General features: G+C 59.9%; 22 protein-coding genes. 5 read left to right on the forward strand and 17 right to left on the reverse strand.

Going from position 1 to position 22,122, the window contains the following annotated elements:
* Positions 1-59: 59 nt before the first annotated feature.
* From bshC to CIC07_RS15560, 4 genes are all read right to left on the reverse strand, one after another.
* Positions 60-1,712, reverse strand: a complete 1,653-nt coding sequence (gene bshC / locus CIC07_RS15545) for a bacillithiol biosynthesis cysteine-adding enzyme BshC (RefSeq protein WP_076354847.1) — start codon at positions 1,710-1,712, stop codon at positions 60-62.
* Between the two features lie 105 nt (positions 1,713-1,817).
* Positions 1,818-2,216, reverse strand: coding sequence for a DUF3397 domain-containing protein (locus tag CIC07_RS15550; protein WP_076354845.1), 399 nt, complete (start codon positions 2,214-2,216; stop codon positions 1,818-1,820).
* 9 nt (positions 2,217-2,225) lie between these two features.
* Positions 2,226-3,185 carry a ketopantoate reductase family protein gene (locus tag CIC07_RS15555; RefSeq protein ID WP_076354843.1) on the reverse strand — a complete coding sequence of 320 codons (960 nt, stop codon included), beginning with the start codon at positions 3,183-3,185 and terminating at the stop codon, positions 2,226-2,228.
* 109 nt (positions 3,186-3,294) lie between these two features.
* A complete protein-coding gene (locus CIC07_RS15560) occupies positions 3,295-3,939 on the reverse strand; it encodes an RsfA family transcriptional regulator (protein WP_076354841.1) in 645 nt (214 codons plus the stop codon).
* A gap of 265 nt (positions 3,940-4,204) precedes the next feature.
* On the opposite strand from CIC07_RS15560, the gene CIC07_RS15565 reads away from it, so the two are divergent.
* Together CIC07_RS15565 and CIC07_RS15570 are read left to right on the forward strand one after the other, a co-directional pair.
* The gene (locus CIC07_RS15565) at positions 4,205-4,441 is read left to right on the forward strand and encodes a DUF2626 family protein (RefSeq protein WP_048744429.1); all 237 of its coding nucleotides are present in this window, start codon (positions 4,205-4,207) and stop codon (positions 4,439-4,441) included.
* A gap of 135 nt (positions 4,442-4,576) precedes the next feature.
* Positions 4,577-5,704, forward strand: coding sequence for a coiled-coil domain-containing protein (locus tag CIC07_RS15570; RefSeq protein ID WP_076354839.1), 1,128 nt, complete (start codon positions 4,577-4,579; stop codon positions 5,702-5,704).
* 27 nt (positions 5,705-5,731) lie between these two features.
* Here the strand turns inward: CIC07_RS15570 and CIC07_RS15575 are convergent, their stop codons facing one another.
* The gene (locus tag CIC07_RS15575; protein ID WP_076354837.1) at positions 5,732-6,982 is read right to left on the reverse strand and encodes a type 2 periplasmic-binding domain-containing protein; all 1,251 of its coding nucleotides are present in this window, start codon (positions 6,980-6,982) and stop codon (positions 5,732-5,734) included.
* A gap of 235 nt (positions 6,983-7,217) precedes the next feature.
* Positions 7,218-8,549: a PhoH family protein gene (locus tag CIC07_RS15580; protein ID WP_076354835.1), complete on the reverse strand. Its 1,332-nt coding sequence runs from the start codon at positions 8,547-8,549 to the stop codon at positions 7,218-7,220.
* 128 nt (positions 8,550-8,677) lie between these two features.
* Between CIC07_RS15580 and CIC07_RS15585 the strand changes: the two genes are divergently transcribed.
* Positions 8,678-9,244: a YhcN/YlaJ family sporulation lipoprotein gene (locus CIC07_RS15585; protein WP_076354833.1), complete on the forward strand. Its 567-nt coding sequence runs from the start codon at positions 8,678-8,680 to the stop codon at positions 9,242-9,244.
* Positions 9,245-9,506: 262 nt separating this feature from the next.
* Here CIC07_RS15585 and CIC07_RS15590 read toward each other — a convergent pair whose 3' ends face one another.
* From CIC07_RS15590 to CIC07_RS15610, 5 genes are all read right to left on the reverse strand, one after another.
* Positions 9,507-10,565 (reverse strand): LCP family protein, encoded by a 1,059-nt coding sequence (locus tag CIC07_RS15590; RefSeq protein WP_076354831.1) that lies wholly within the window; start codon positions 10,563-10,565, stop codon positions 9,507-9,509.
* Positions 10,566-10,685: 120 nt separating this feature from the next.
* Positions 10,686-10,985: a YlaH-like family protein gene (locus CIC07_RS15595; protein WP_048744427.1), complete on the reverse strand. Its 300-nt coding sequence runs from the start codon at positions 10,983-10,985 to the stop codon at positions 10,686-10,688.
* A gap of 144 nt (positions 10,986-11,129) precedes the next feature.
* Complete coding sequence (typA, locus tag CIC07_RS15600) at positions 11,130-12,968, reverse strand: translational GTPase TypA (RefSeq protein WP_076354829.1); 1,839 nt, start codon at positions 12,966-12,968, stop codon at positions 11,130-11,132.
* 52 nt (positions 12,969-13,020) lie between these two features.
* On the reverse strand, positions 13,021-13,503 hold the full coding sequence (locus CIC07_RS15605; protein ID WP_021877501.1) for a hypothetical protein: 483 nt from the start codon (positions 13,501-13,503) through the stop codon (positions 13,021-13,023).
* Positions 13,504-13,667: 164 nt separating this feature from the next.
* Positions 13,668-14,342, reverse strand: a complete 675-nt coding sequence (locus CIC07_RS15610; RefSeq protein WP_183084671.1) for a TerC family protein — start codon at positions 14,340-14,342, stop codon at positions 13,668-13,670.
* A gap of 202 nt (positions 14,343-14,544) precedes the next feature.
* Between CIC07_RS15610 and CIC07_RS15615 the strand changes: the two genes are divergently transcribed.
* Positions 14,545-15,237 carry a TerC family protein gene (locus CIC07_RS15615; protein ID WP_076354825.1) on the forward strand — a complete coding sequence of 231 codons (693 nt, stop codon included), beginning with the start codon at positions 14,545-14,547 and terminating at the stop codon, positions 15,235-15,237.
* Positions 15,238-15,296: 59 nt separating this feature from the next.
* Here the strand turns inward: CIC07_RS15615 and thiI are convergent, their stop codons facing one another.
* From thiI to CIC07_RS15645, 6 genes are all read right to left on the reverse strand, one after another.
* Positions 15,297-16,532: a tRNA uracil 4-sulfurtransferase ThiI gene (gene thiI / locus CIC07_RS15620; protein WP_076354823.1), complete on the reverse strand. Its 1,236-nt coding sequence runs from the start codon at positions 16,530-16,532 to the stop codon at positions 15,297-15,299.
* On the reverse strand, positions 16,533-17,714 hold the full coding sequence (locus tag CIC07_RS15625) for a cysteine desulfurase family protein (RefSeq protein WP_076354821.1): 1,182 nt from the start codon (positions 17,712-17,714) through the stop codon (positions 16,533-16,535).
* A 147-nt stretch (positions 17,715-17,861) separates the two neighbouring features.
* The gene (locus CIC07_RS25685; RefSeq protein WP_076354819.1) at positions 17,862-18,581 is read right to left on the reverse strand and encodes a lytic transglycosylase domain-containing protein; all 720 of its coding nucleotides are present in this window, start codon (positions 18,579-18,581) and stop codon (positions 17,862-17,864) included.
* Between the two features lie 159 nt (positions 18,582-18,740).
* On the reverse strand, positions 18,741-19,130 hold the full coding sequence (locus tag CIC07_RS15635; RefSeq protein ID WP_076354817.1) for a hypothetical protein: 390 nt from the start codon (positions 19,128-19,130) through the stop codon (positions 18,741-18,743).
* Between the two features lie 6 nt (positions 19,131-19,136).
* Complete coding sequence (locus CIC07_RS15640) at positions 19,137-19,352, reverse strand: DUF1540 domain-containing protein (RefSeq protein WP_021877508.1); 216 nt, start codon at positions 19,350-19,352, stop codon at positions 19,137-19,139.
* Positions 19,353-19,406: 54 nt separating this feature from the next.
* The gene (locus CIC07_RS15645) at positions 19,407-19,907 is read right to left on the reverse strand and encodes a YpuI family protein (RefSeq protein ID WP_021877509.1); all 501 of its coding nucleotides are present in this window, start codon (positions 19,905-19,907) and stop codon (positions 19,407-19,409) included.
* A gap of 213 nt (positions 19,908-20,120) precedes the next feature.
* Here CIC07_RS15645 and CIC07_RS15650 point away from each other — a divergent pair, with 213 nt between their 5' ends.
* Positions 20,121-22,040: a S8 family peptidase gene (locus CIC07_RS15650; protein WP_076354815.1), complete on the forward strand. Its 1,920-nt coding sequence runs from the start codon at positions 20,121-20,123 to the stop codon at positions 22,038-22,040.
* The last annotated feature ends 82 nt before the right edge of the window (positions 22,041-22,122 follow it).

Genomic DNA, 22,122 nt, shown 5'->3' on the forward strand with positions numbered 1-22,122 from the left:
CTGCATACACACCTTCCATGATTCCATTCTGTTGTCGGTCGGCGCCAGGCCGCCGCTGCTTACAAGCGTACCAGCCTATGTCCCGTGCAGGGCTCGAAAGGAGCCTCGAGCAGAACGTCCAGCCATCTGCGGCCATATGCGTTCAGATAATACACGGATGCCAGAACCCGCTCCTGCGGACGCCCATCCGGACATACTGCCGTTCCGAGCGCGTCCATCCGGTCCAGAGCGGTCTGCTCCCTGCTCTCCAGCGCTTTTTTGGTCTTGTCTTCCATGTACTGGATCTCGCGGGCGATTCGGCTCCAGTTGTTCTCGCCAAGATTCGCCAATCCCTTCTCCACGGATGCGGCCATCGCCAGCGCAGGGCTGTAGGCGTCCTGCATGCGGAGTAGCGCTTCCTGGAAGCGCTCGCTGATGCCGTGATGGCCGCTGCCGGCGAGCCACTGCTGCTTCTTGGCTTCGATTCCGCCGAGAGCGTCTTCAAAGGAGATCCGGTACGTTTCCATCGTTTTGGCCGCCGCCGGCTCCAGCAGCGTGAAGGAAAGCCGCGGCGTCAGGATCGGCATCTCCATCCCGAGTTCGCGGAATGCGGCCCCGGTCTGAGCCCAATAGGCGATCTCTCCGGGTCCCAAAACCGTCGACAGGACAGGGAACAGAAACTCCTGCATGAGAGGCCGCGTGAATACGTTGTTGCTCAGCCGCTCAGGCTCCCGCACGGCGATCGACGCCAGCTCCCGGGAAGGGAGAGAGACGAGTCCCTTGCGGTCCTCGAAACGGTCGCCTCTGCGGTGGAGGAGCACCCGCTCTTCGCTGCCCGCTTCTCCATATTCATGGAAGAGGAACAGGTTGGCGCCTCCTTCCGCAAGGTCGGCCTGCGGCTTGTATCCAAGCTCCTCCACACTGGCTGTGCCCGCAAGGAATGCCTGCTCGAGCTGGGCGTTGCGCGATACGAGCTCGGAGAACATCGGCCCCTCCAGCTTGCGCAGTCCCGGATCGTCGGCATCGACGAGGAGCAGGCCCTTCTCTCCGAACAAGGCGTTCAGCATCGAGGCGAACAATTCCGTCAGCGTCCTGCAGCTCTCCGAGCCATGCCGCAGCTCTGCGCATAGCGCAAGCTTATGCGGGCTGTCGGGCAGAGCCGCTTCGAGCTGCGCCAGAGCCTCCCCAAGCGTCCGTGGATCCAGCTGCGTCCGGCTGACGGAAGAGCGGCCGGTGCCCGGTCTTGGCGCGGACAGCTTGCGGGTCGCCGTTCCTCCGGCCTCAGGCACGAAAGTCTGGCTGGCCTCGTCCCAGTCGTGGTCCTCTCCCGCGATCCAAAACACCGGCACGACGGTCTCGCCGAGCAGGCGCGATGCCCATTCGGCGGTCTGCAGGATCGTCACCGCCTTATGTATGATCATCAAGGGGCCGGTCCACAGTACGGCCTGCTGGCCGCCGACGACGACGGGCGACCCTTGCTCCAGGAAGTCCAGATTGGAGCGGACCTGTTCGGAGAGTCCGAACGGCTCTTGGTAGTTCCTCACTGCGGCAGCCACGCTTCGGCTGTCGGCACGCAAGCCTTCATGATTTCTGAGCCGGCGCAGCCGCGTCTTCCAATGTTCCTCATCTGCGGCATGATAGCCGAGCAGCGGCTCAAGCGCCTCGCGCTTGCGGCCGATGTAATCATCGGCAAGCGGCTGGCCAAAAGGCAGGCAAATCGTCTCCATATTCATCGGGTAACCTGCAACCCCCCAGCTGTAAATGCGAAGCTTTCGCTACGATTGTACACCTTGAGCGGGGACCCGTCAAAACCGTAACTGAAATTAGTACAGATTCTGCTACACCTGGAACATATGCTGGGCGATGCCGGCCGCCATGAGAACGATGTACATGATTCCCATCGCGAAAAAACCGAGCCGCCAAATCGCGCGGAATATTTTGCGGACATCGACCTGGCCGCGCTTGCGGAACTGAAGGTTGCCGAGCAGGCCGCCGCCGATGAGCATGACGAGCAGAATGCCGTACAGGCCGAACGAATTGGAGAAGATCCGGTTGAACAGCACTGCGACGCATCCGATCAGCAGCGCGGTCGTGATATCCATCGCCAGCCGCAGCGATCGCTTGCGGTCTCCGGTAACGGCTCGGGCAATGAAGAAAATGAGCGCGAAGGGGATAAAAGGTATCATCGCGAGCAGTGCGTAAGCTGTTTTCAAGCTTTCCCAAACGAACACGGACATCGCCCTTTCCTACGGTTCCAGCGCTTTTACCATGGCTGCGGCGGCTTGGTTCAGCGGAGCGTCCAGACCGAGCGTTCCGGCCAGAGAAGCAACCGCCCCGTTGATGCTGTCGACCTCGCTTCTGCGGCCTGCCCTTGTATCCGCCAGCATGGAGGAGACGTTGCCGGCCGTGAGCCGGCATACTTCCAGCAGCCGTGCAGGCTCGCTGCCGTCGAGCGCCAATCCGGCACGGGCAAGGATGGCCGCCGTCTCCTCATGCAGCGCTGCCATCAGCTTGCCGGCCTGCGGATGGGTCGGAAGCTCTCCGTTGCGGATCCCGTACAGCGCGGTAAGCGGATTGATCACAGCATTGAGCAGCAGCTTGCGGTAAATGCGGTTTTCCATATCGTTCGACAAAAAAGCGGCGATTCCTGCCTTGTCCGCGGCCTGCTGCCACTTCCCGCGCAGCTTCTGCGAACGGCTGTCAGACGCCGCTTCGTTCGCCGCGCCGTAATGGAGCTCTCCGAGGCCGGTATGGATTACGGTCCGGGCGTCTTCCCTCATCGCTCCTTCGCTCGTCACGCCCGCATAGAGAGCGACATTCGGAAGAGCCTGACTCAAGCGCTCCATATGCCCGATGCCGTTCTGCAGGCACAGCATGGCGTCCTGCGGGCCTGCAAGCAGGGCCAGCCGGCCAAGAAACGGCGCGTCAAGCGCCGTCTGCTTGACGCTGAGGATGAACCAGCCGGGCTCCACGGCATTCCCGTTTCCGTACGCATGGCCGTTTCCGATGCCGGCATCCTCCAGCGCCGCCGCTTCGATGGGAACGGCGAACTCCCCTTCCTGCGTCTTGAGCAGGATCCCGGACTCCCGCAGCGCCTCGGCATGCCGCCTCGTGCGGACGAGAGCGCGCACATCCTCTCCCGCAAGCGACAAGCGCGCGGCGTAGAGAAGTCCGATCGAGCCTGCTCCTATGACCGTTATTTTCATGGCTTCATCCCTCCTTCGGCGATTGTACCAAAAACCGGATGGCCCCAGCATCCGCGGTCAACAAAAAAACGGTTCTTCCGGTTGATCCGGAAGAACCGTTCGCTTGGCATCATTCGATGCGCTCCAGGTTGCCGTTGGCATCCATCTTGAATCGCGGCTTCAGCTCGTCGTCCTCGTTCAGCACCGTGAGGCGCCTAGCGCGGTCCATGATCTGAAGCAAAGTCTTGTAGTCGTCGTTGACGGACTGATAGTCCAGCTGGACATGGTTCGCTTCCCGGGACAGCCGGTCGTTGATCTCCCTGAGGCTGCTCAGCTCCTCGTTGCGGCTGGTCAGCTCTCTCTCCAGGCGCTTGACATGCCGCTGCAGGTCGGAGAAGGTTGTTTTCCATTGCTTCAAATACCGGATGACGGCTTCGACCGCGATCGCATCGTCGCCGTATGCCGAATCGAGCAAGGCCGCAGGCTCTGAAGCCGGTTCCGCCAAGGCGGAAACATGGGAGGCAGCCGGCGCCTGTTTCTTCAAATAATTCCGTTTCTGCCGCTGCTGCTTCGCGAGCTGAATCGCTTCCTCATACCGCTTGCGCACGCAGCTGTTCCATCTGAACCCGCAGGCCGCGGGCGTTCGGGCAATCTTCTCCCCCACCTCTTCGAATGCTCCGAGCTGGGTACCGCCATCGCGGATATGTCTTAGTGTCACCTCGGCGAGAATCAGATCGTCGTCCGGGCTCCATGCATCTTGCCTGACTGCTGTCATGCTCGCTACAACCTCCTAACGTAAACGCACTTTCTTTATCCCTATGCCCTTGGTAGAGTTCATAGAATCTATCGTTACTAAATTGTATTTCCAATTTTGCAGAGGCTCATACATATTCGTCCTTTCTGCAGGCAATCCTAGAAGCGGCAGGCGGCGGACAAGCAAAAAAGGCTTCGGAGAACCTGCGAAAGCGGTTTACAGTGATTGCCTGAAACGCTATAATGTTCTTTAGCATGCAACACGAGATGGAGAGGGGGATTACCTCATGGCGCGCATGTTTCGCGTACTTGGCTTTTGGTGTCTTGTGATCGCCCTCATGGCCTTCGCTGGAGATATGACGGAGTTTTCGCTTCTGTTCTTCTTCCAAGCCATCGCCTTCTTCTTCTTGGGCTACCTGAACTTTACGGAGCGCACCTACATACTGATGTTCTGGGCCTATATGATTCTCACCTTCCTGGGCTTCAGCTATTGGACCGTCTTCAAGATGGGATTGCCGTTCTGATTCAGCCCCAAGGCCTTCACGCACAAGAACCGCCCGGACTTCTGTCCGGGCGGTTCTTTGCATCTGAGGGCTCGAGACGGCATAAGGTAAGAAGGAAGCCGATGGACAAGAAGGAGGGGATCTTCCGAAGACGCCATGAAAACAAGACTCCCTGGCCGGATCCTTCTCTCCCTGCTGGCGGTCCTCCTCCTCGGCCCGCTGGCTGAAACGTTCCCCTTCTCCGGACCGAACGGCGCGGACGAGGTCTATGCGCAAGCCGTACCCGTACCTTCATCGGACGATGACCGCCAGCTAATGGAGAAAAGCCTTGCCGTCCTGGAGCTGGACCGGGAGCTGGAACGGATCGCCGGCCGCAAGGACGCGCTGCAAAAGCAGCTCGACGCTTCCGCCCTTCAGCTGAAGCAGCAGGAGGAGCAGCTTCGCGGCCGCAAGCAAAGAGCGGGAGAAGCGCTCAGCCGCTATTACACCGGCCGCAAGGACATGATATGGAACGCTTTGTTTCAGGTCCGGAATCTCGGCGATTTGTTCCGCATCGTGGACATGATGGATCTGCTGATGGACGGGGACAGGAAGGCGATCGCGGACTACCGCGTCAAATCCGAGGAGCTGAAATCAAGCCAGGCGGAGCTTCAGCGGCAACAAGCTGCGCTTGACGCAGCCGAGCAGAGCCTGCTGCAGCAAAAGGCCCGCGCCGAGGAGCTGGATCGCCAGCTTCAGGAAGGCATCGGTGGCAGCAGCGATCCGGAAGCCGTGAAACGGCAGATCGCCCAGCTGGGCGAAATATGGCAGAACAGCGGACGGGCGGAAGTCCAGGCCTACTTCCGCTTGATGTCCAAGGCGATGAACAAGCTGCCCGCTTGGCTCGAGAGCCATCCCGATTATGTCAAGCTGGAAAGCGGCGGCTACACGCTCCGGCTGCCGGATGATGCGCTGAATTCCTTCCTCGCCGAGCAGGATGACAGCCTCAAGGGCTTCCAGTTCCGGTTCGGGGACGGCAAGGTCCAGGCGGGAGGAAGCGACGGGGCCATGAGCGTGGAGGCTTCCGGCATCTATGAAGTCGTCGATACGCCCAAAAACGGAATCAAGTTCCGGATGGATGAGCTCGTCTTCAACGGCTACAAGCTGCCCAAGGAGACGATGGATGATCTATTGCGGACTTTCGACGTCGGCTTTTATCCCGGCAAGTTCATTTCCTTTCTCAAAGTGACCTCCGTCCAGGTCGAGGAGCATGAGCTGGTCATCCGGTTCGGCTTTTCCCTGTGAATCCAAAGCATCGCCGAATGGCGGCCCTCATTTTGCGGAGGGCCGCTTTTCGATGGCCTCAAGCCAGGAAGACGCCAGCTGCTCCGGCGGCATTCCGCCCCGGGCATTCCAATAGGATTTCCAGAGCGGAGCGAGCAGGTCGGCTCCATGGAGATGTAGCCGCCCCTCCTTGCCCTGGAATAGCTGCGGCTGCCAGTCTGCCGGAAAGCCGCCTTCTCCGGAGGAATCTCCGATGTACAGGCTCTGCTTGGGCAGCAGCCTGTACGCCGCATCCGCAGCCCCCTTCCCGGCAGCCGACTCCGTCATGCCCGCGATCCACGCCGCAGCGGCGTCGGGGCTTGCGCTCGTAGCCATGATTCCATAACTTCTCATCCGCAGCGAAGCGGTATCGAGCGCCAGGCGGTAATCGGGCGTATAGCCTGCTCCGGGATTCCATCGCCTGTATTCCGACCACGGAATGATGGCCGAAAACGCCTTGCCCGCCGCCATGGCCGCTTCCGCTTCCTCATAGGAGGAGTACGCCTGCATCCCGCCTCCATCCCCTTTGCCCGACAGCGCCTGCTTGAGGCGCTCCGGAAGCCGCTCGGCGCCGGCTTCCGGCTTCCATCCGGCGACCCACGCTGCGGCTGCTCCGGCATCGTTTCTTCCGATGAGGACGGTGGCGACGCCAGGATGGCCGGCACCAGCCAGCTCCATCTCTTCCCATGCCGTCGGGGGCCGCAGCAGCCCTGCCTCCATCAGCTTGCTGTCCTTCCACACCAGCACATCCGGGTCCGCATCACGGGGCACTCCCCATAAGTAGCCGTTCCAGTAAAGCGGCTCCCAGAATGCCCCGCTTCCTCCGAAGCCGGCGCTGCCCGCCATCAGCTTGTCCAGCGGCAGGAGGACTCCGGCCGCGGCGAGAGGGATGATCTCCGAGCTCGGCAGAAGCACGATGTCCCCTGCCTCTCCAAGCAGCGCCCGGCGTCTCCACTCGCCTGTTCCAGTCTCTGCCGGCGTAGAATTCACCAGCTGGATATCCCAGCCGGGATGCCTTTGCGCCCACAGGCGGCTTCGTTCCGACAGCGCGGCGTATTCCTGTTCATCCAGGGAAACGCTTACACTGAGCCGTTCGCGCTGCTCGGCCTTTTCACCGCCGCCCGCAGGAGGCTCGTCCCAGACGGCGGTAGGCTGAGCGCTGCCCGGAGGATCCTCGGCCGGATGCTCCTGCTGCACGAGCAGCAGAGCGGCGGCGAGAGCGGCTCCCGGCAGCAGCAGGTATTTTTTTCTCGCCATCATCGCCGCCCTCCCTCGGACACGTCTTCCTTCATCCTATCAAAGTTTCCGGTATCTGTCTGCCAGGCCGGGCAAAAAAATAGGCCGTATGCTCCTTGCGGCAATCTCCTTGCTCATAGGCTGGGGCCGACAGACTAGGACTGCAAAGGGCGCATTCAGGATCCGTTCCACGAAATGATCGTCTTCGGCCGGACAACCAAAAAAGGCCTCCTGCATCAGGAGGCCTTTCCCTCATTCTCTAAAGCAGGTCGGCCGCAAGCTGAGCCAGCTTCGAGCGCTCTCCCTTTTCCAGGTTGATATGTCCGCTCAGCCCCTCCTGCTTGAAGCTTTCGACGATATGGGTCAGTCCGTTGCTCATGGAATCCAGATACGGATGGTCGATCTGCTCAGGATCGCCCATCAGCACGATCTTGCTCCCCTCGCCGACGCGGGAGACAATCGTCTTCACCTCATGCCGGCTGAGATTCTGCGCCTCGTCGATGATGATGAACTGGCCCGGGATGGAGCGCCCGCGGATATAGGTCAGCGCCTCGACCTGAATGCTGCCGAGTCCCATCAGAATCTTGTCGATATCGCCGGACTTCTTGGTATCGAAGAGGAATTCCAGATTGTCGTAGATCGGCTGCATCCACGGGCGCAGCTTCTCGTCCTTCTCTCCCGGGAGGTAGCCGATATCCTTGCCCATCGGGACGACGGGGCGCGCAATCAGCAGCTTCTTGTATTTATGCTCATCCTCGATCTTGAGCAGGCCGGCCGCGAGGGCAAGCAGCGTCTTGCCGGTGCCCGCCTTGCCGGTCAGCGTCACGAGCGGAATATCGTCGTTCAGGAGCAGCTCCAGCGCCATCCGCTGCTGGGCGTTGCGGGCGGTGATGCCCCAGACGGGATCATTGCTCAGATACAGCGGCTCCAGCCTCGCCCCATCCTGGCTCACCTTCAGCAGGGCGCTCTTGGAGGTTCCGAGCTCATCCCTCAGAATGATGAATTCATTGGGATGGAGCCTGGAGGACAGCTGCAGGCTCTTGATGCTCAGGAACCGGTAGGAATAGAATTCGTCGATGATGGACGGATGGACGAACAGCGTCGCCGTCCCCGTGTACACATCCGACGGCTCCACCGCCCGATCGGACAAATAATCCTCGGCTTGCAGGCCGAGCACATCGGCCTTGATCCGCACCAGCACATCCTTGCTGACGAGCACGACCTCGCGGCCCGCCCCCTCCTCTTCTTCCTCCATATGGTAATTCAGGGCGACAGCCAGAATGCGGTTGTCATTGGACATCTCCCCGAACATTTCCTGCACCCGTACATAGCTGCGGTGGTTCAGCTCCACCTTGAGCAGTCCGCCCCTCGGGAGCGAGATGCCTTCATGCAGCCTGCCCTCTTCCCGCATTCCGTCCAGCAGCCGCGACACATGGCGCGCATTGCGTCCCAGCTCGTCGGCCAGCCGTTTCTTGGAATCGATCTCCTCCAGCACGACGGCCGGGATGATGACTTCGTTGTCGTCGAAAGCGTAGAGAGCCTGCGGATCATGAAGCAGCACATTTGTATCCAGTACGAAGATTTTGGTCACGAAGCAACCCCTCCTGGCGCCTTATAATTCCGGTCCACATGCGATGGTTACATAGCCCTACCGGAACAGGGACAAACTAGGTTCGGTTCTACGATCAAGCATCGACGGAAAGGTCAGGTGTCCCCAACATGAAAAAATGGCTGTCGGCAGCTTTGATTCTATGCCTGACGGCGACCGGCTGCGGCACGGTCGCCCATAAGGGCGATTCTCCTTCCCCTGCTGAAGACCAGCGTATTCGTACGAAGCAAACCGATCCCCAGCCGGAAAAAACGGTCGGGTCGGCCCAGGCCGCCAAACGTCTGGAAGAACTCGCCTCCCGGGTGGAGGGCGTGCGCAAAGCCCATGCCGTCGTGGCCGGCAACACAGCCGTCGTCGGCATCGATGTCGACGGCAGCGTCGACCGCTCCCGTGTCGGAACGATCAAATACGCCGTCGCTCAGGCGCTTCGCAATGATCCGCTTGGCGTCCGAGCCATCGTGACGGCAGACATGGACGTCAATCAGCGGCTGTCGGAGCTTGGCGCCGACATCCGCCGCGGACGCCCGATTCAAGGCTTCGCGGAGGAAATGGCCGACATCGTCGGACGCATCGTGCCGCAGCTGCCTCGCAATACGGCTCCGGAAAACCGGAATGCCGCATCGCCGGCTCCGATGGACGGCATGCACAAAGCCGGCGCGCCGGCTGCACATCGCTGACCGGCGCCAAAGCGCAAAAAGCCTAGTGACAGGTCACTAGGCTTTTTGGTTTTGGAGGAGCGGCGAGTTCCATGGCCAAGCCGCAGAGGACGGGCCTCTGCCATGAAGGCGCGTGCCGGATGTCGATGCACGGCCTTCGGAAATCGTAATGCCGCCATGCGCACGGAGCTCCGCCATTCGCCCTGCCTCCCGGAATTATAATCGGATCATGATGTCGGCTTCGTAGGTGTAGTATAACATACGTATGCGGCGTCCACGATGGTCATTCATCCAGTTTGGACTGGAGCGCCTTGCTCGCCTTCGCAACGACAGCCTCGTCCAGATACACGTAGGGGCTTCTCCACTCCCCGGTCAAAGGAATGAAGGCGATATCCTCCTTGGAGATGCCGAAGTATACCCTCATCATTTCCCGAATATCCGATGCCGGCATATCCGTCTTCACATTGCCTCCGACGGCTCCAAATACATTGCCCAGGCGCAGCAGTCCCGGAACCGACATCATCCGGTCCGTAATCGCCCCGACGACCTGCTCCTGGCGCTCGTTGCGCTCGAAATCGCTCGACATGTTCTTGCCGTCGTTGGACTTGCGGTAGCGCACGAATCCAAGCGCATCCTCGCCGCCGAGCTTCTGTTCGCCCTTGCGCAGATGGATGCTCGTGCCGCCGGGCTGGCCGGCATGATCGTCATAGTCCATATCCATGTCGACATTGACGTTCACGCCTCCGAGCGCATCCACCACGTCGGCGAAGCCTTGGAAGTTGACGTTCGCCGAATACGCGATCGGAATGCCGAGAAAACGGCCGATGGCATCCTTCATCCCCTTGGCTGCGGCATGCTCCGCATTCTCCTGGGAGACGCCCTTTCCTTCACTCTTGGCATTTCGCAGAAAAGCCGAATAATAGCTGTTGACCTTGCGGGTCTTGTAGCCTTTGACCTCTATTCTGGAATCGCGCGGAATGGAGACGACAACCGCGCTTTTGGTCTTCGGATTGAACGCGGCCGCCATAAGGACATCGGTATTCAGCAAGCCGCCTTCTCCTCGCGTATCGACTCCCATGACCAGCATGCCGAACGGGCTGCTGCCGATGGAACCGACTTCGGAGCTCGTTCCGTAGCTCATCTCCTTGATCGCCTTGTTCGCGTCCATGAACAGATAGACGCCGTAACCGACCGCAATGAAAACAAGCAGCGAGGCGAACAGCATGAATCTTCGCATCCAAAACCGGGGCTTGCGTTTCTTGACGGCGCCACTGCGTGCGCCTCGTCCTGCCGGCGGGCTGCCGCCCGGCCGGCGCGGGGGGGATCCGTTGCCTGTAGTCATAAATTCTCCTTCATCTGTCCGAAAGGAACGGCGTCATGCCTCGATTCCTTTCTTCACAGCGCTATGTCCGCCGCCGGCAATGGCGGAGGCCAAGTGCTTCCATCGTATTTCGGGCCTTGCCTAGCTTTCTCCAGCTCCAGGCGCATTCTGGCGTTTGGCTTGCCGGCGGTCGTTGAACTGCCGGATCCTCAGCATGAACATCAACAGGACGGCAACCGCCATGCATTGAATGATCGGAAGCTTGTCGATTTGGAAGACGACCAGAATGGCCGAACCGATAGCCATGATGACGTAGACCAGAATTTCCTTGAGAATCGGCAAGCGCTGCTGCGGACGGAATACCTTGTTGAAGATATAGATAACGCCTGCCAGAATCAGGATATACGATACGAGCGCATGCTCGCTGAGCCAATGCTGCATCCCAGTTCTCCTCCTTGAGTGGATATCCGTGCCGGCAGGCCCGATATCATAAAGACGAACAAGCGGCGAATTTGGATGCCGGCCGGCTGGCCGGCCCCAATCGCCGCTGTTACGTTCATGATTCAGGCAAGCCGCTTGAACCGATTATACGCTTGCCGAAGTTTTGCGCTGCTTCTCGGCGCGCTCGCGCTCGCTCTTGTTCAGGAGCTTCTTGCGCATCCGAATGGATTTAGGCGTGATTTCGCAGTATTCGTCGTCATTGAGATATTCCAGCGCAGCTTCGAGGCTGTACGTGCGCGGCGTTTTGAGCCGGACCGTATCGTCCTTCGTCGCGGAGCGGATGTTCGTCAGCTGCTTTTCCTTGCAGATGTTGACGACGATGTCCTGATCGCGGTTGTGCTCGCCGACGATCATGCCCTCGTAGATCTCGGTGCCCGGCTCCAGGAACAGGATGCCGCGGTCTTCTACGCCCATCATGCCGTAGAAGGTCGATACGCCGTTCTCGGTTGCGACCAGAACGCCTTGGTGGCGTCCGCCGACTCCGGAGCCGGCGATCGGACCGTAGCTGTCGAACGCATGGTTCATAATGCCGTAACCGCGCGTCAGCGTCAGGAAATGGGTCCGGTAGCCGATCAGGCCGCGTGCTGGAATGATGAATTCCAGTCGGACCTGGCCGTTGCCGTTGTTGACCATGTTGACCATTTCCGCTTTGCGCGTACCGAGGCTCTCCATGACGGCTCCCATGCTTTCTTCCGGAACGTCGATGAGCAGGCGCTCGTACGGCTCGGATTTCACGCCGTCGATTTCCTTGACGATGACCTCAGGCTTGGATACCTGCAGCTCGTATCCTTCGCGGCGCATGTTCTCGATCAGGATGCCGAGGTGAAGCTCGCCCCGACCCGATACGATGAATACGTCCGGGCTGTCCGTATCTTCGACGCGCAGCGCGACGTCGGTCTCAAGCTCTTTGTAGAGGCGCTCGCGAAGCTTGCGGGAAGTGACCCACTTGCCTTCGCGTCCGGCGAACGGGCTGTTGTTGACGAGGAACGTCATCTGCAGCGTCGGCTCGTCGATCTCCAGCACCGGCAGGGCTTCAGGCTTCGCGGGATCCGCGATCGTCTCGCCGATGTTGATGTCCTTGATGCCTGCGATGGCGACGATGTCGCCGCCGGCCGCTTCTTCGACCTCGACGCGCTTCAGTCCCTGGAAGCCGAACAGCTTCTCGATCCGGGCCTGCTTGATTCCGCCTTCGCGGGTCATGACGGCGACCGTCTGGCCTTGGCGGATGACGCCGCGGTTGACGCGGCCGATCGCGATGCGGCCCATGTATTCGTTATAGTCAAGCAGCGTGACGAGGAATTGCAGCGGATCCGTGACGCTCTCGGTCGGATGCGGGATATGCTGGACGATCGTTTCGTACATGGCTTCCATGTTCTCGTCCTGCTTATCCAGGCTCATGCTGGACGTGCCCATGAGAGCGGAGGCGTACACGACCGGGAATTCGAGCTGCTGGTCATTGGCGCCGAGCTCGATGAAGAGATCGAGAACCTCGTCCACGACAGCCTCAGGAGTCGCGTTCGGACGGTCGATCTTGTTCAGGACGACGATCGGGGTCAGGTTGTGCTCGAGAGCCTTGCGCAGAACGAACTTCGTCTGCGGCATGCAGCCTTCGAAAGCGTCCACGACGAGCAGTACGCCGTCGACCATCTTCATGATGCGCTCCACTTCGCCGCCGAAGTCGGCGTGTCCGGGAGTATCGACGATGTTGATGAGGTAGTTCTTATAGTTGATCGCGGTGTTTTTCGCCAGAATCGTAATGCCGCGCTCCCGCTCCAGATCGTTGGAGTCCATCGCCCTTTCATGGACGACTTCATGGTCGCGGAACGTTCCGGACTGTTGCAGCAGCTTGTCGACAAGCGTCGTTTTGCCGTGGTCGACGTGCGCGATAATGGCGATATTGCGAATGTTTTCTCTTGCTTGCATAACTTCTAATCCACTCCATCTCTTTGTGTTCAAAAATAGACCGACATCCAGCTTACCAGCGGACACGCTTGCTCATCATCATCCAGCCGCCGACAGCGACAAGCACGATGGCGATGAGGTAAATACCCCAGCTCCAAAGCAGTACGAAAGCCATGCAGGCCGCCCATACGATGCCCAGAATCAAGGCGATCGAATAGGCGCTTTTTGGGTGGGAAGAGTCGAACATGTAGTATTCGTACAGCCCGACGGCCAGTCCAAGAATGAAGAAAGGCCACAGAAATTTCATGTACCCCCATCCGAACCAGTTGCTAAACAGGAACACCAGTGCATATACGGACAACATACCGCCCGGAACCAGCGCTGCCGCAGGAATCAGCCGGCCAAAGTAGAGCACATGCAGCAGAACGCCCGGAATCAGCACGAAGAGCGGCCAAAAAACCGAACCGATAAAGCTGAAAACTCCCAATCTGCCCAGAAGAATGAAAATCCCTGCCAGCAGGATAACAATTCCGGCGGAATATTGATTGCGAATCAATTTCTATCCCCCCGTTTCCCATAACGCCTGCCGAAGCAACGGCAGAAGACGACAGCTCATATCTTTCTTATTCTATAGGAAGTGCAATAAAAATACCAGCAGGAACAAGCAGGGAAATGAAATAAACCCGAAGCGGGCTTCGGGTCGCCTCGGGCGGCGGAAAGTCATGGCCGGTTTTTTTTCATCGTGGCGATGCCGAGCACGATAACGAGCGGAATGAACAGCACCGGAATCGCGGCATGCGCGAGCGGAATCCGCGCGAACGCGCCGTGCAGGCCAGGGTCGGAGACCAGCATTTCGCCGGCCGCGTATCCCAGCAGGCCGGAGCCTGCGTAGACAAGCGACGGGTAGCGGGCCAGAAGCTTGCCCAGCACATGGCTGCCCCAGATGATCATCGGTATGCTGAGGATGATTCCGAGCATCATAAGGACAGGTTCGCCGTCCGCCACGGCGGCAACGGCAAGCACATTGTCGAGGCTCATGATGAAGTCCGCCGTGACGATCGTCCATACGGCGCCGGCCAAGGTCGCGGCGACAGCCGGCCTCGCTCCGGAAGTGCCGGGGCGCCTGCCCGCTTCGGCGTCATGCAGCAGCTTGACGGCGATCCATACCAGCAGCACGGAGCCTGCCGCCTGCAGGTATGGGAGCTTCAGCAGAGAGATGGCGGCGAGCGTCAGCAGGCATCTCAGCCCGACCGCGGCGAAGGATCCCCACCAGACGGCGCGCTTGCGCTGCTGCGAGGGCAGCTGGCGGCTGGCCATCGCAATGACCACGGCATTGTCCCCGCTGAGCAAAATGTTGATCATGATGATCTGCAGAAAAATCCAGAGATTGTCCACCCGTACATCCCCTTTCTATTTCAGAGGTATGTCCAAGCTTGCGGAAATATGCTGGCAGCCGCCCTTCGTCTCGTTCCGCGGAAATCCATCGGCATGCACAAAATTCTGACTGCTAAAAAAAATGAATCCATTGTCCGAATGCCTCCGTATAAGGGTAGGTACTTATGAGGTTTAACGAAGAGAACTTGAAGGAGGAGCTTGTATGGAATGGTTAGGGCCTCTGCTGACCATCATTTTCATCGATCTTATGCTTGCCGGAGACAATGCGATCGTCATCGCCCTTGCAGCCCGCAACCTGCCCAAGGAACAGCAGAAAAAGGCGGTCATCTGGGGAACGTTCGGCGCGATCGCCATCCGCATGGTCGCGACGGTGCTCGTCGTTTATCTCCTTGATGTTCCATGGCTCCATCTTGCCGGCGGTCTCCTGCTGATCTGGATTGCTTACAAGCTGCTGGTGCAAGAGGACAGCAGCCATGACAATATCAAGGCGGGCGGCACGCTCGGCGCCGCGATCGGAACGATCGTCGTCGCGGACGCCGCCATGGGCATCGACAACGTGCTCGCCGTTGCGGGCGCTTCGCACGGCAACATTTGGCTCGTCATCGTCGGCCTTCTTATCAGCATCCCTATTGTCGTATGGGGCAGCACGGTGTTCATCAAGCTGATCGAGAAGCTCCCTTGGATCCTGTACGTCGGCGCAGCCGTCCTGGGCTATACGGCCGGACATATGATCGCCGGAGAGCCGAAGGTCTCCCACCTGTTCGACGGCCGTCCGATGCCGGAATGGGTATTCATCCTCATCGTCATCGCCCTCATCCTTGGAGCGGGCATGCTGACCAACTGGATGCGGAAGAACAAAATGAACTCGCAGCAAAAAGAAAGGGAGACCCATTAGGGTCTCCCGGAGCCTGCCGGGGATATCCCGGCGGGCTTTTTTTTTAGTTGAGGCAAGTTCTAGAACCAATCCCGCTCCTCGGATTCCTGCACGACCGCAGATTTCCGCTTGATGATTTCGCCGCGGTTCAGGACGACCGTCTCCGTGTTCTCCGCAGCGAGCCGCACCATGTCCTCCAGCCCGTCGATCGACTGCTCGGTGCGCTCCACCACGCGCAGATTGGGATTCGTGCTCGGGGATTTCGGCACAAACAGCGTGCAGCAGTCCTCGAACGGCAGGATGGACGTCTCGTAAGTGCCGATCCGTACGGCCTTGTCGATGATCTCCTGCTTGTCCATCATGACGAGCGGCCTCAGCAGCGGCAGCGACAGCGTGCGGCCGATGACGTTCATGCTACCGAGCGTCTGGCTCGCCACCTGCCCGAGGCTGTCGCCGGTCACGACGGCTCCCGCTCCATGCTTTTCCGCCAGCAGCTCCGCGATGGCGAGCATCGAGCGTCTCATGAGCGTAATGGTCAAATGCTCCTGGCCCGTCTGCGTAAACCGGGTCTGGATATCCGTGAACGAGACGAGATGGAGCTTCAGCGGCTTGCCGGCGTACACCGACAGCCGGCGCGCCAGCTCGATGACCTTATCCGTCGACTGCTCGCTCGTGAACGGATAACTGTGGAAGTGCACCGCCTCCAGCTCCAGCCCTTTGCGCATGGCGGACCAAGCGGCGACTGGGCTGTCGATGCCGCCCGACAGCAGCAGCATCGCTTTCCCGTTCGTTCCGTACGGAAATCCTCCTGCGCCAGGCTCGCTCGCGCAATAGAGGTAAGTTCCTTCGGGCTGGATGTCGATCCGCAGCTCCGTCTCGGGACGATGCACGTCCACGGAGAGGCCGGGGCAAGCGCGAAGAATGGCTGAACCGACGATATGGTTCATGTCGTAGGATGGATGCGGGAAGCCCTTCCATCCTCTTTTGGTGGACACCTTGAAAGTCGCAGGCTCCTTCGGAAGCGATTGCCATACTTCCAGAGCCGTCTCCCGGATCGCGTCGGCATCCGACTCGGTCCTCTTCACCGGACTGAAGGAATGGATGCCGAACACCTTCCTCAGTCCGGCTGCGGCTTCCTCGTACGAAGCCCCGTTGAGCTTGATGTAGATTCGTCCGTACGTCTTGTTGAACTCAAGTTCGGGCATATGCCGGAGCGCTCCCTGAACATGCCGCAGCAGCTGCTGCTCGAACCTTCCCCGATTGCGGCCCTTCAGCGTAATCTCGCCGAACCGGACGGTTATGAAGTCATAAATCATTTATCTCCCATTCCTTTCAAGGGGCTTCAGGCGGCGGACCGCTTCGGCAAGGGCGTCCGCCAGCCGGTCGATATCCTCCGGCCCGTGCTCGTCCCCGAAGCTCACTCGGATTCCCGCTGCCGCTCTCTGCCGGGGGCAGCCCATCGCCAGCAGCACGCCGCTCGGCTTGTCGTCCTTGGAGGAGCAGGCCGATTTAGTCGAGACGAGCATCCCCGCCTCCTCCAGCGCATGGACGAGCACTTCAGGCTTCATGCCGGCATAAGAGAAGTTGAGCACATGCGGCGCCTGATAGGGCGAATCCGGTGCGGAATCCCCGTTCACCTCAAGCTCCGGCAGAAGGGCAATGCGCTCCAGCAGGCGGCTTCTCAGTCCGCCCAGCTGGCGCGCGCGCTCTTCCCTGGATTCCATGGACAGGCGGACCGCCTTGGCGGAAGCGACGATGCCGGGCACGTTCTGCGTCCCCGGCCGGAAGCCGCTCTCCTGCTCGCCCCCTCCAAGCAGCGGCTCCAGCCTCACGCCTCCGCGGACGTATAGGAACCCGCTGCCCTTCGGACCGCGGAGCTTATGGGCGGAACCGCTGAACAGATCGATCCCCCACTCCCTCAAGCGAACGGACAGCTTGCCGATGCTCTGGACGCCGTCGACATGGAAAAGGGTATCGGGATAGCCGCGCAGCAGGCTCCCCGCTTCCGCGATCGGCTGCACGGCTCCCGTCTCGTTGTTGACCTGCATCAGGCTGACCAGAATCGTGCCTGGCTTCATGGCATCGCGGAGCTGCTCGATGCTGATCCGGCCTATGGAATCGACGGGCAGATAGGTGACCTCGAAGCCTTCGCGCTCCAGCTGGCGGAACGCCTCCAGCACCGAGGCGTGCTCCGTGACGGAGGTGATCAGATGGCTGCCTTTGGAACGGTTCGCTCTCGCCGCTCCCTTGATGGCCAGCTGGTTGCTCTCCGTGCCTCCCGATGTGAAGATCCATTCGTCCGCTTCCACCTCGAACAGCTTGCCGAGCAGCTCTCTCGCCTGACGAATCAGGCGGTCCGCATCGACGCCTGCGCGATGCAGCGAGGATGGATTGCCGTAATGGCGCTGCATGACCTCTGCCAGCGTCCGGACGACCTCCGGATGAGGAGGCGTCGAAGCGCAGTGGTCAAAGTAAAGCCAAGTCTTTTCCGGGTTCATTTAGTCCAAGACTCCTTTTGGCAAAAAAATAAAAAAACCGCCTGGCCGGCTGTCCCGATTCGGATCGGGACAGCTTCGGAGCAGCGGTCTTGGTACATGTCCGAATGTTGAACAGGCACCCACTATCGTATCGCAAAACAGGTGGCGTTACAAGCGGAGGGAGCTCTCCTTATTCAGCACTTTAGCCACATAACGCTGGGTTTCGGCCGGCAAGGTGGAGAACAGGGCGCTGAGGGACGATTCATCCGAAATGCCGAGGCGGTCAAGCTTGCCGGGTCCTGCGTTGTAGGCTGCGAGCGCAGTTGCCGCGCTGCCGTCGTACTTGCGCAGCAGATACGACAAGTATTTCGAGCCGCCGTCGATATTTTGGGCCGGATCGAACGAGTCGGTCACGCCAAGCCCGCTTGCCGTGCCGTCCATCAGCTGCATGAGCCCTTTGGCTCCGGCGGACGATTCCGCGCTCGGGTTGAAGGACGATTCCGCTCCGATCACCGCCTTGATCAACGATTCGGACACTCCATAGCGGGCGGCGGCGGATTGGATCATGCTTTCGTAAGGCGCTGCGGAGCCGCCCGCCGCTGATCCTGAGTCAGCCGCGCCCATCAAGTCCAGGCCTTCCGGCAAGCCCGTCTGCAGCAGCTGCAGCGAGGCCGGAATGCCATAGCCGTAGGAATCGTCTTCTTCCTCGCCAGCCCATGCGCTCTGGCCCGATGCCGAAAGCTGGGACAGCAGCTGGTCGAACGAGGTTTGTCCGGCTGCCGAAGTGCCGGAGGCGGAAGATGCGGAAGAGCCGGTGAGCTGGCTCAAGCTAGGCGACAGCTGCAGTTTGAGAAGAGTCGTGAGGATGCGGGGGTCGATGGACATCATGTCAATGTCATTCCTCTCTTGCCAATGTCATGCTATCTGTATCGGTTTATCGCCAGTCAAAATGAATGCCTGAACAAAGATTAAACCGCTCGGGCCCGACCTCGTGTCTCCGGCGCTGTCGAAACGAAAAACCCGTCCTTGGAAAAGGACGGGTTGCGGTCAGCCGAGCATCACATATAAGGGCAGTAAGATCAAATAAACGGCTGCGGCCAGGCCGCCCATCGCCATGGCGATGCCGCCAAGCATCCGGCTGCCTTGGAAGAAGGCGAAATAACCGAATACGGCCGCTGTGATTCCCATGAACGCCGGCCAGATCAGCCAGGAAAGCACGGCGAATACGAGGGCGGTCCAGCCGAGCGAGCGGCCGGCCGAGACGACTTCCCGCTTCAGCGATTCGATGCGCCTTTGGCTGCCGCTGGATTCGGAATGCGGGGCCGGAGCGATCTCGGCAGCCGTCTCCACATCGCCGAACTGCTCTCGCGAGCGGGCGATCCAATCCTCATGCCTCTTCTTCCGTATTCCGTGACGGCGTTTCGATGGATCGGACATAAGCCGTCAGCCTTCCTTCGGCTTGAACGTATGACAGCAGGTGGCGGAGGATTCCTTGGCAGAATCCTGGTGGTTGACGCCAAGATCCTCATCGGCGAATTCGGCCGTCAAATCCGCATGGGCATGCTGGTCGATCTCGATGTTGATGGCATCGGCGCCACACTGGTTGCCTTGTCCCCAAAACGCACAGTTCGATACGCTGCAAGCTACGCCTTTTGGCATAGTCGATCACCTCCGCTACTAAGAATTCCCGCGGCGGGCTCGACATATGCTTTCCTATTTCTGACCTTGCATCCTGCGCTGGGTCATGTAGTCATTTTCGTAATAGGCAAGGTCGTCGCGAAGCTCTTCGTAAATCTTGGATACGCCGAGCACGATGTCGCGCGCCGCGCGCACGGGCTTGTGGCGGAAGCGGATCGCATCCTGTCCCGTATAGGCATATCTTCCATCCTCGGAGTACCCTTCGTTCTTCGGATAGAAGAACGCGTTCACGCTATGGTGGTAAACCTCATACAGCAATCTCTCCGCATAGTCATTGTCAAAGGTCGGGCGGCGCAGTGTGACGCCCAGCTTCTCGTAAGCCACTTCCGAATAGACCAGAAGATGGCGCAGATCCGACAGCAGCCCTTTGTAGAAGGTCTGCTCCTCGCCGCCTGCATCCGGCGCCTCCAGCTGCGGGAGTGCATGCTGGTTCAGGAATGGCTCCAGCAAGGATACGGCTTCTTTGAGCTTGCCGCGCGTGGATTCGCTTAACGCTTTGACGTTGGCAGATGGCATTGTGATGTTCCCCTTTCATCGATCCAGCAAGACTTTGATGGTCACGTTTATCCTATCACAGAACAGCGGCGATTTGTAGGTATTTGGGACATGTTCCTGCATCGTCCTGCATCCGCAGCCGGTGCCGAGGCGCATAATTCCGGGCTTCCTTCCCAACTCTAAAGGAGCACGCTCGACCAGTGACTTAATGCTTTCGGGAGGTTTTCTGAAGCTATGCGAAAAAAATGGATCGGCGCCTTCGCGGCGCTCGCTTTCCTTACTATTCTGATTCCGGTCAGCCCGTTGTTCGTATCTCCCGGCGGCAAGCATCATGAGCAGCAGCAGGCCAAGACGCGGGTCCTTTCGGCCCGGGAAGAACATCTCCTCAAGGAAGCAGACGTCAAGCACGATATGGACGCCACCTCGCAGCTGTGCGCCTCCCAGTGCTCCAAGGACATCGGCAAGCTGTTCTCGCTTGCGGAACGTCCGTCCGCCGATAAAGAGCGCGGCATGAAAAAGCTGATCGCCATGCATCCGCAGATGCTGCGGCTGGAATGGATGCGGAAAGGCAAGGCTTCCATCTCCGCGGGCAGCATGCCCAAGGCCGCCGAAGCCCGGCTGAAGGCTCCGATCCAAGCGGCCAAAAGAGGAGTCGAAGCCGGCAGCCGGTACCAGTCCCCTGTCGTCGAAGCGGATGGCCGGCGCTACATGGTGCTTGGCATTCCGGCATACGGCGGCGGAGAAGGAGTGCTCGGAATCATCCGGCAGGATATCGTCGGCCAGGTGCAGAGGCATCAGATGCGCAATCTGCGGCTCGTGCCGTATCCGGCCGAAGGCCATTACAGGGTTGAATCGGTCCATGCGGGATCCGGCCGTGAAATGACCGTCCGCACGGGGGAGGACAATGGCGCGTCCAGCCATTATCATGTGCAGGAGGTCGTCGTCCGGTTCCGCGGCAATCCAGGACCCAGTGAGCTGGCGCGCATCCGGCGGGATATCGGCGCCGTGTCCGAAAACCAGATGAACAGCACGTACATTTTCCGATCCCGCAGCATGGACGCCATGAAGATGATGGGCTATTTCCGCAAGAAATGGAATCCCGTCTATGTGGAGCCCCATTACCTGTATATAACCAACGACCGTCCCCTCGAAAATCAAGCCGGCCGCGGCGCGAGGGCCTTGGTCGACGAGACGGCGGCCCAGCCGATCATTCCCAACGACAGGCTGTACTCCGATTATCAGTGGAATCTCCCGTCCATTGAAGCCGAGCTCGGCTGGAACCTGTCCAAAGGCAGCGATGCCGTGAAGGTCGCCGTGCTGGATACCGGCGTCCAAGCCGACCACCCCGACCTCACCGGCAAGCTGGAGCCGGGAACCAACATCGTGACCAGCGGATCGAAGCCCGACGACGATGTCGGCCACGGCACCCATGTCACCGGCATCATCGCCGCCACCGTCAACAACGGGGAAGGCGTAGCCGGACTGACGTGGTACAACAAGATTATGCCGGTCAAGGTGCTGGACAGCAGCGGGGCGGGCTCCACGTACTCCGTCGCCCAAGGACTCATCTGGGCGACGGACCATGGCGCCAAGGTCATCAATATGAGCCTCGGCAACTATGCATCCGCCGAGTTCCTGCATGACGCGATCAAATATGCCTACGACCGGGACGTCGTCCTCATCGCGGCCAGCGGCAACGACAATACGGACCGGCCAGGCTATCCGGCCGCCTACCCGGAAGTGTTCGCAGTCGCCTCGACCGACTCCAAGGGCCAGAAGTCGTCTTTCTCCAATTTCGGCGACTACATCGATGCCGCAGCTCCGGGCGACAGCATCGCGAGCACCTACCCCGGCAGCCAGTACGCCGCCTTGTCGGGAACATCGATGGCGAGCCCTCATGTGGCCGCTCTGGCCGCCCTGATCCGCTCGCGCAATCCCAACCTGACCAACGTCCAGGTGATGGATATCATGCGCCGCACGGCGATTGATCTCGGCGCCAAAGGCAAGGACCCTTATTTCGGCTACGGCCAGATCGACATCGACAAGGCGCTGCGGGAAGCGGGCCGGACGTCCCAGCCGCTGCAGGCATTCCCCGAACAGGTGAAAGGCCGGCTGCAGCGAATTACGGACAAGTTCAAAAACGGCGCCAAATAGAAATGCAAGAAGGAGCTCCCGCAAGGGAGCTCCTTCTTTGGTGCTTGCCTTCATCCGGCGATTCGCCGGGGAGAGGCCTTGT

It is taken from the genome of Paenibacillus sp. RUD330 (assembly GCF_002243345.2).
GTDB lineage: Bacteria > Bacillota > Bacilli > Paenibacillales > Paenibacillaceae > Paenibacillus_O.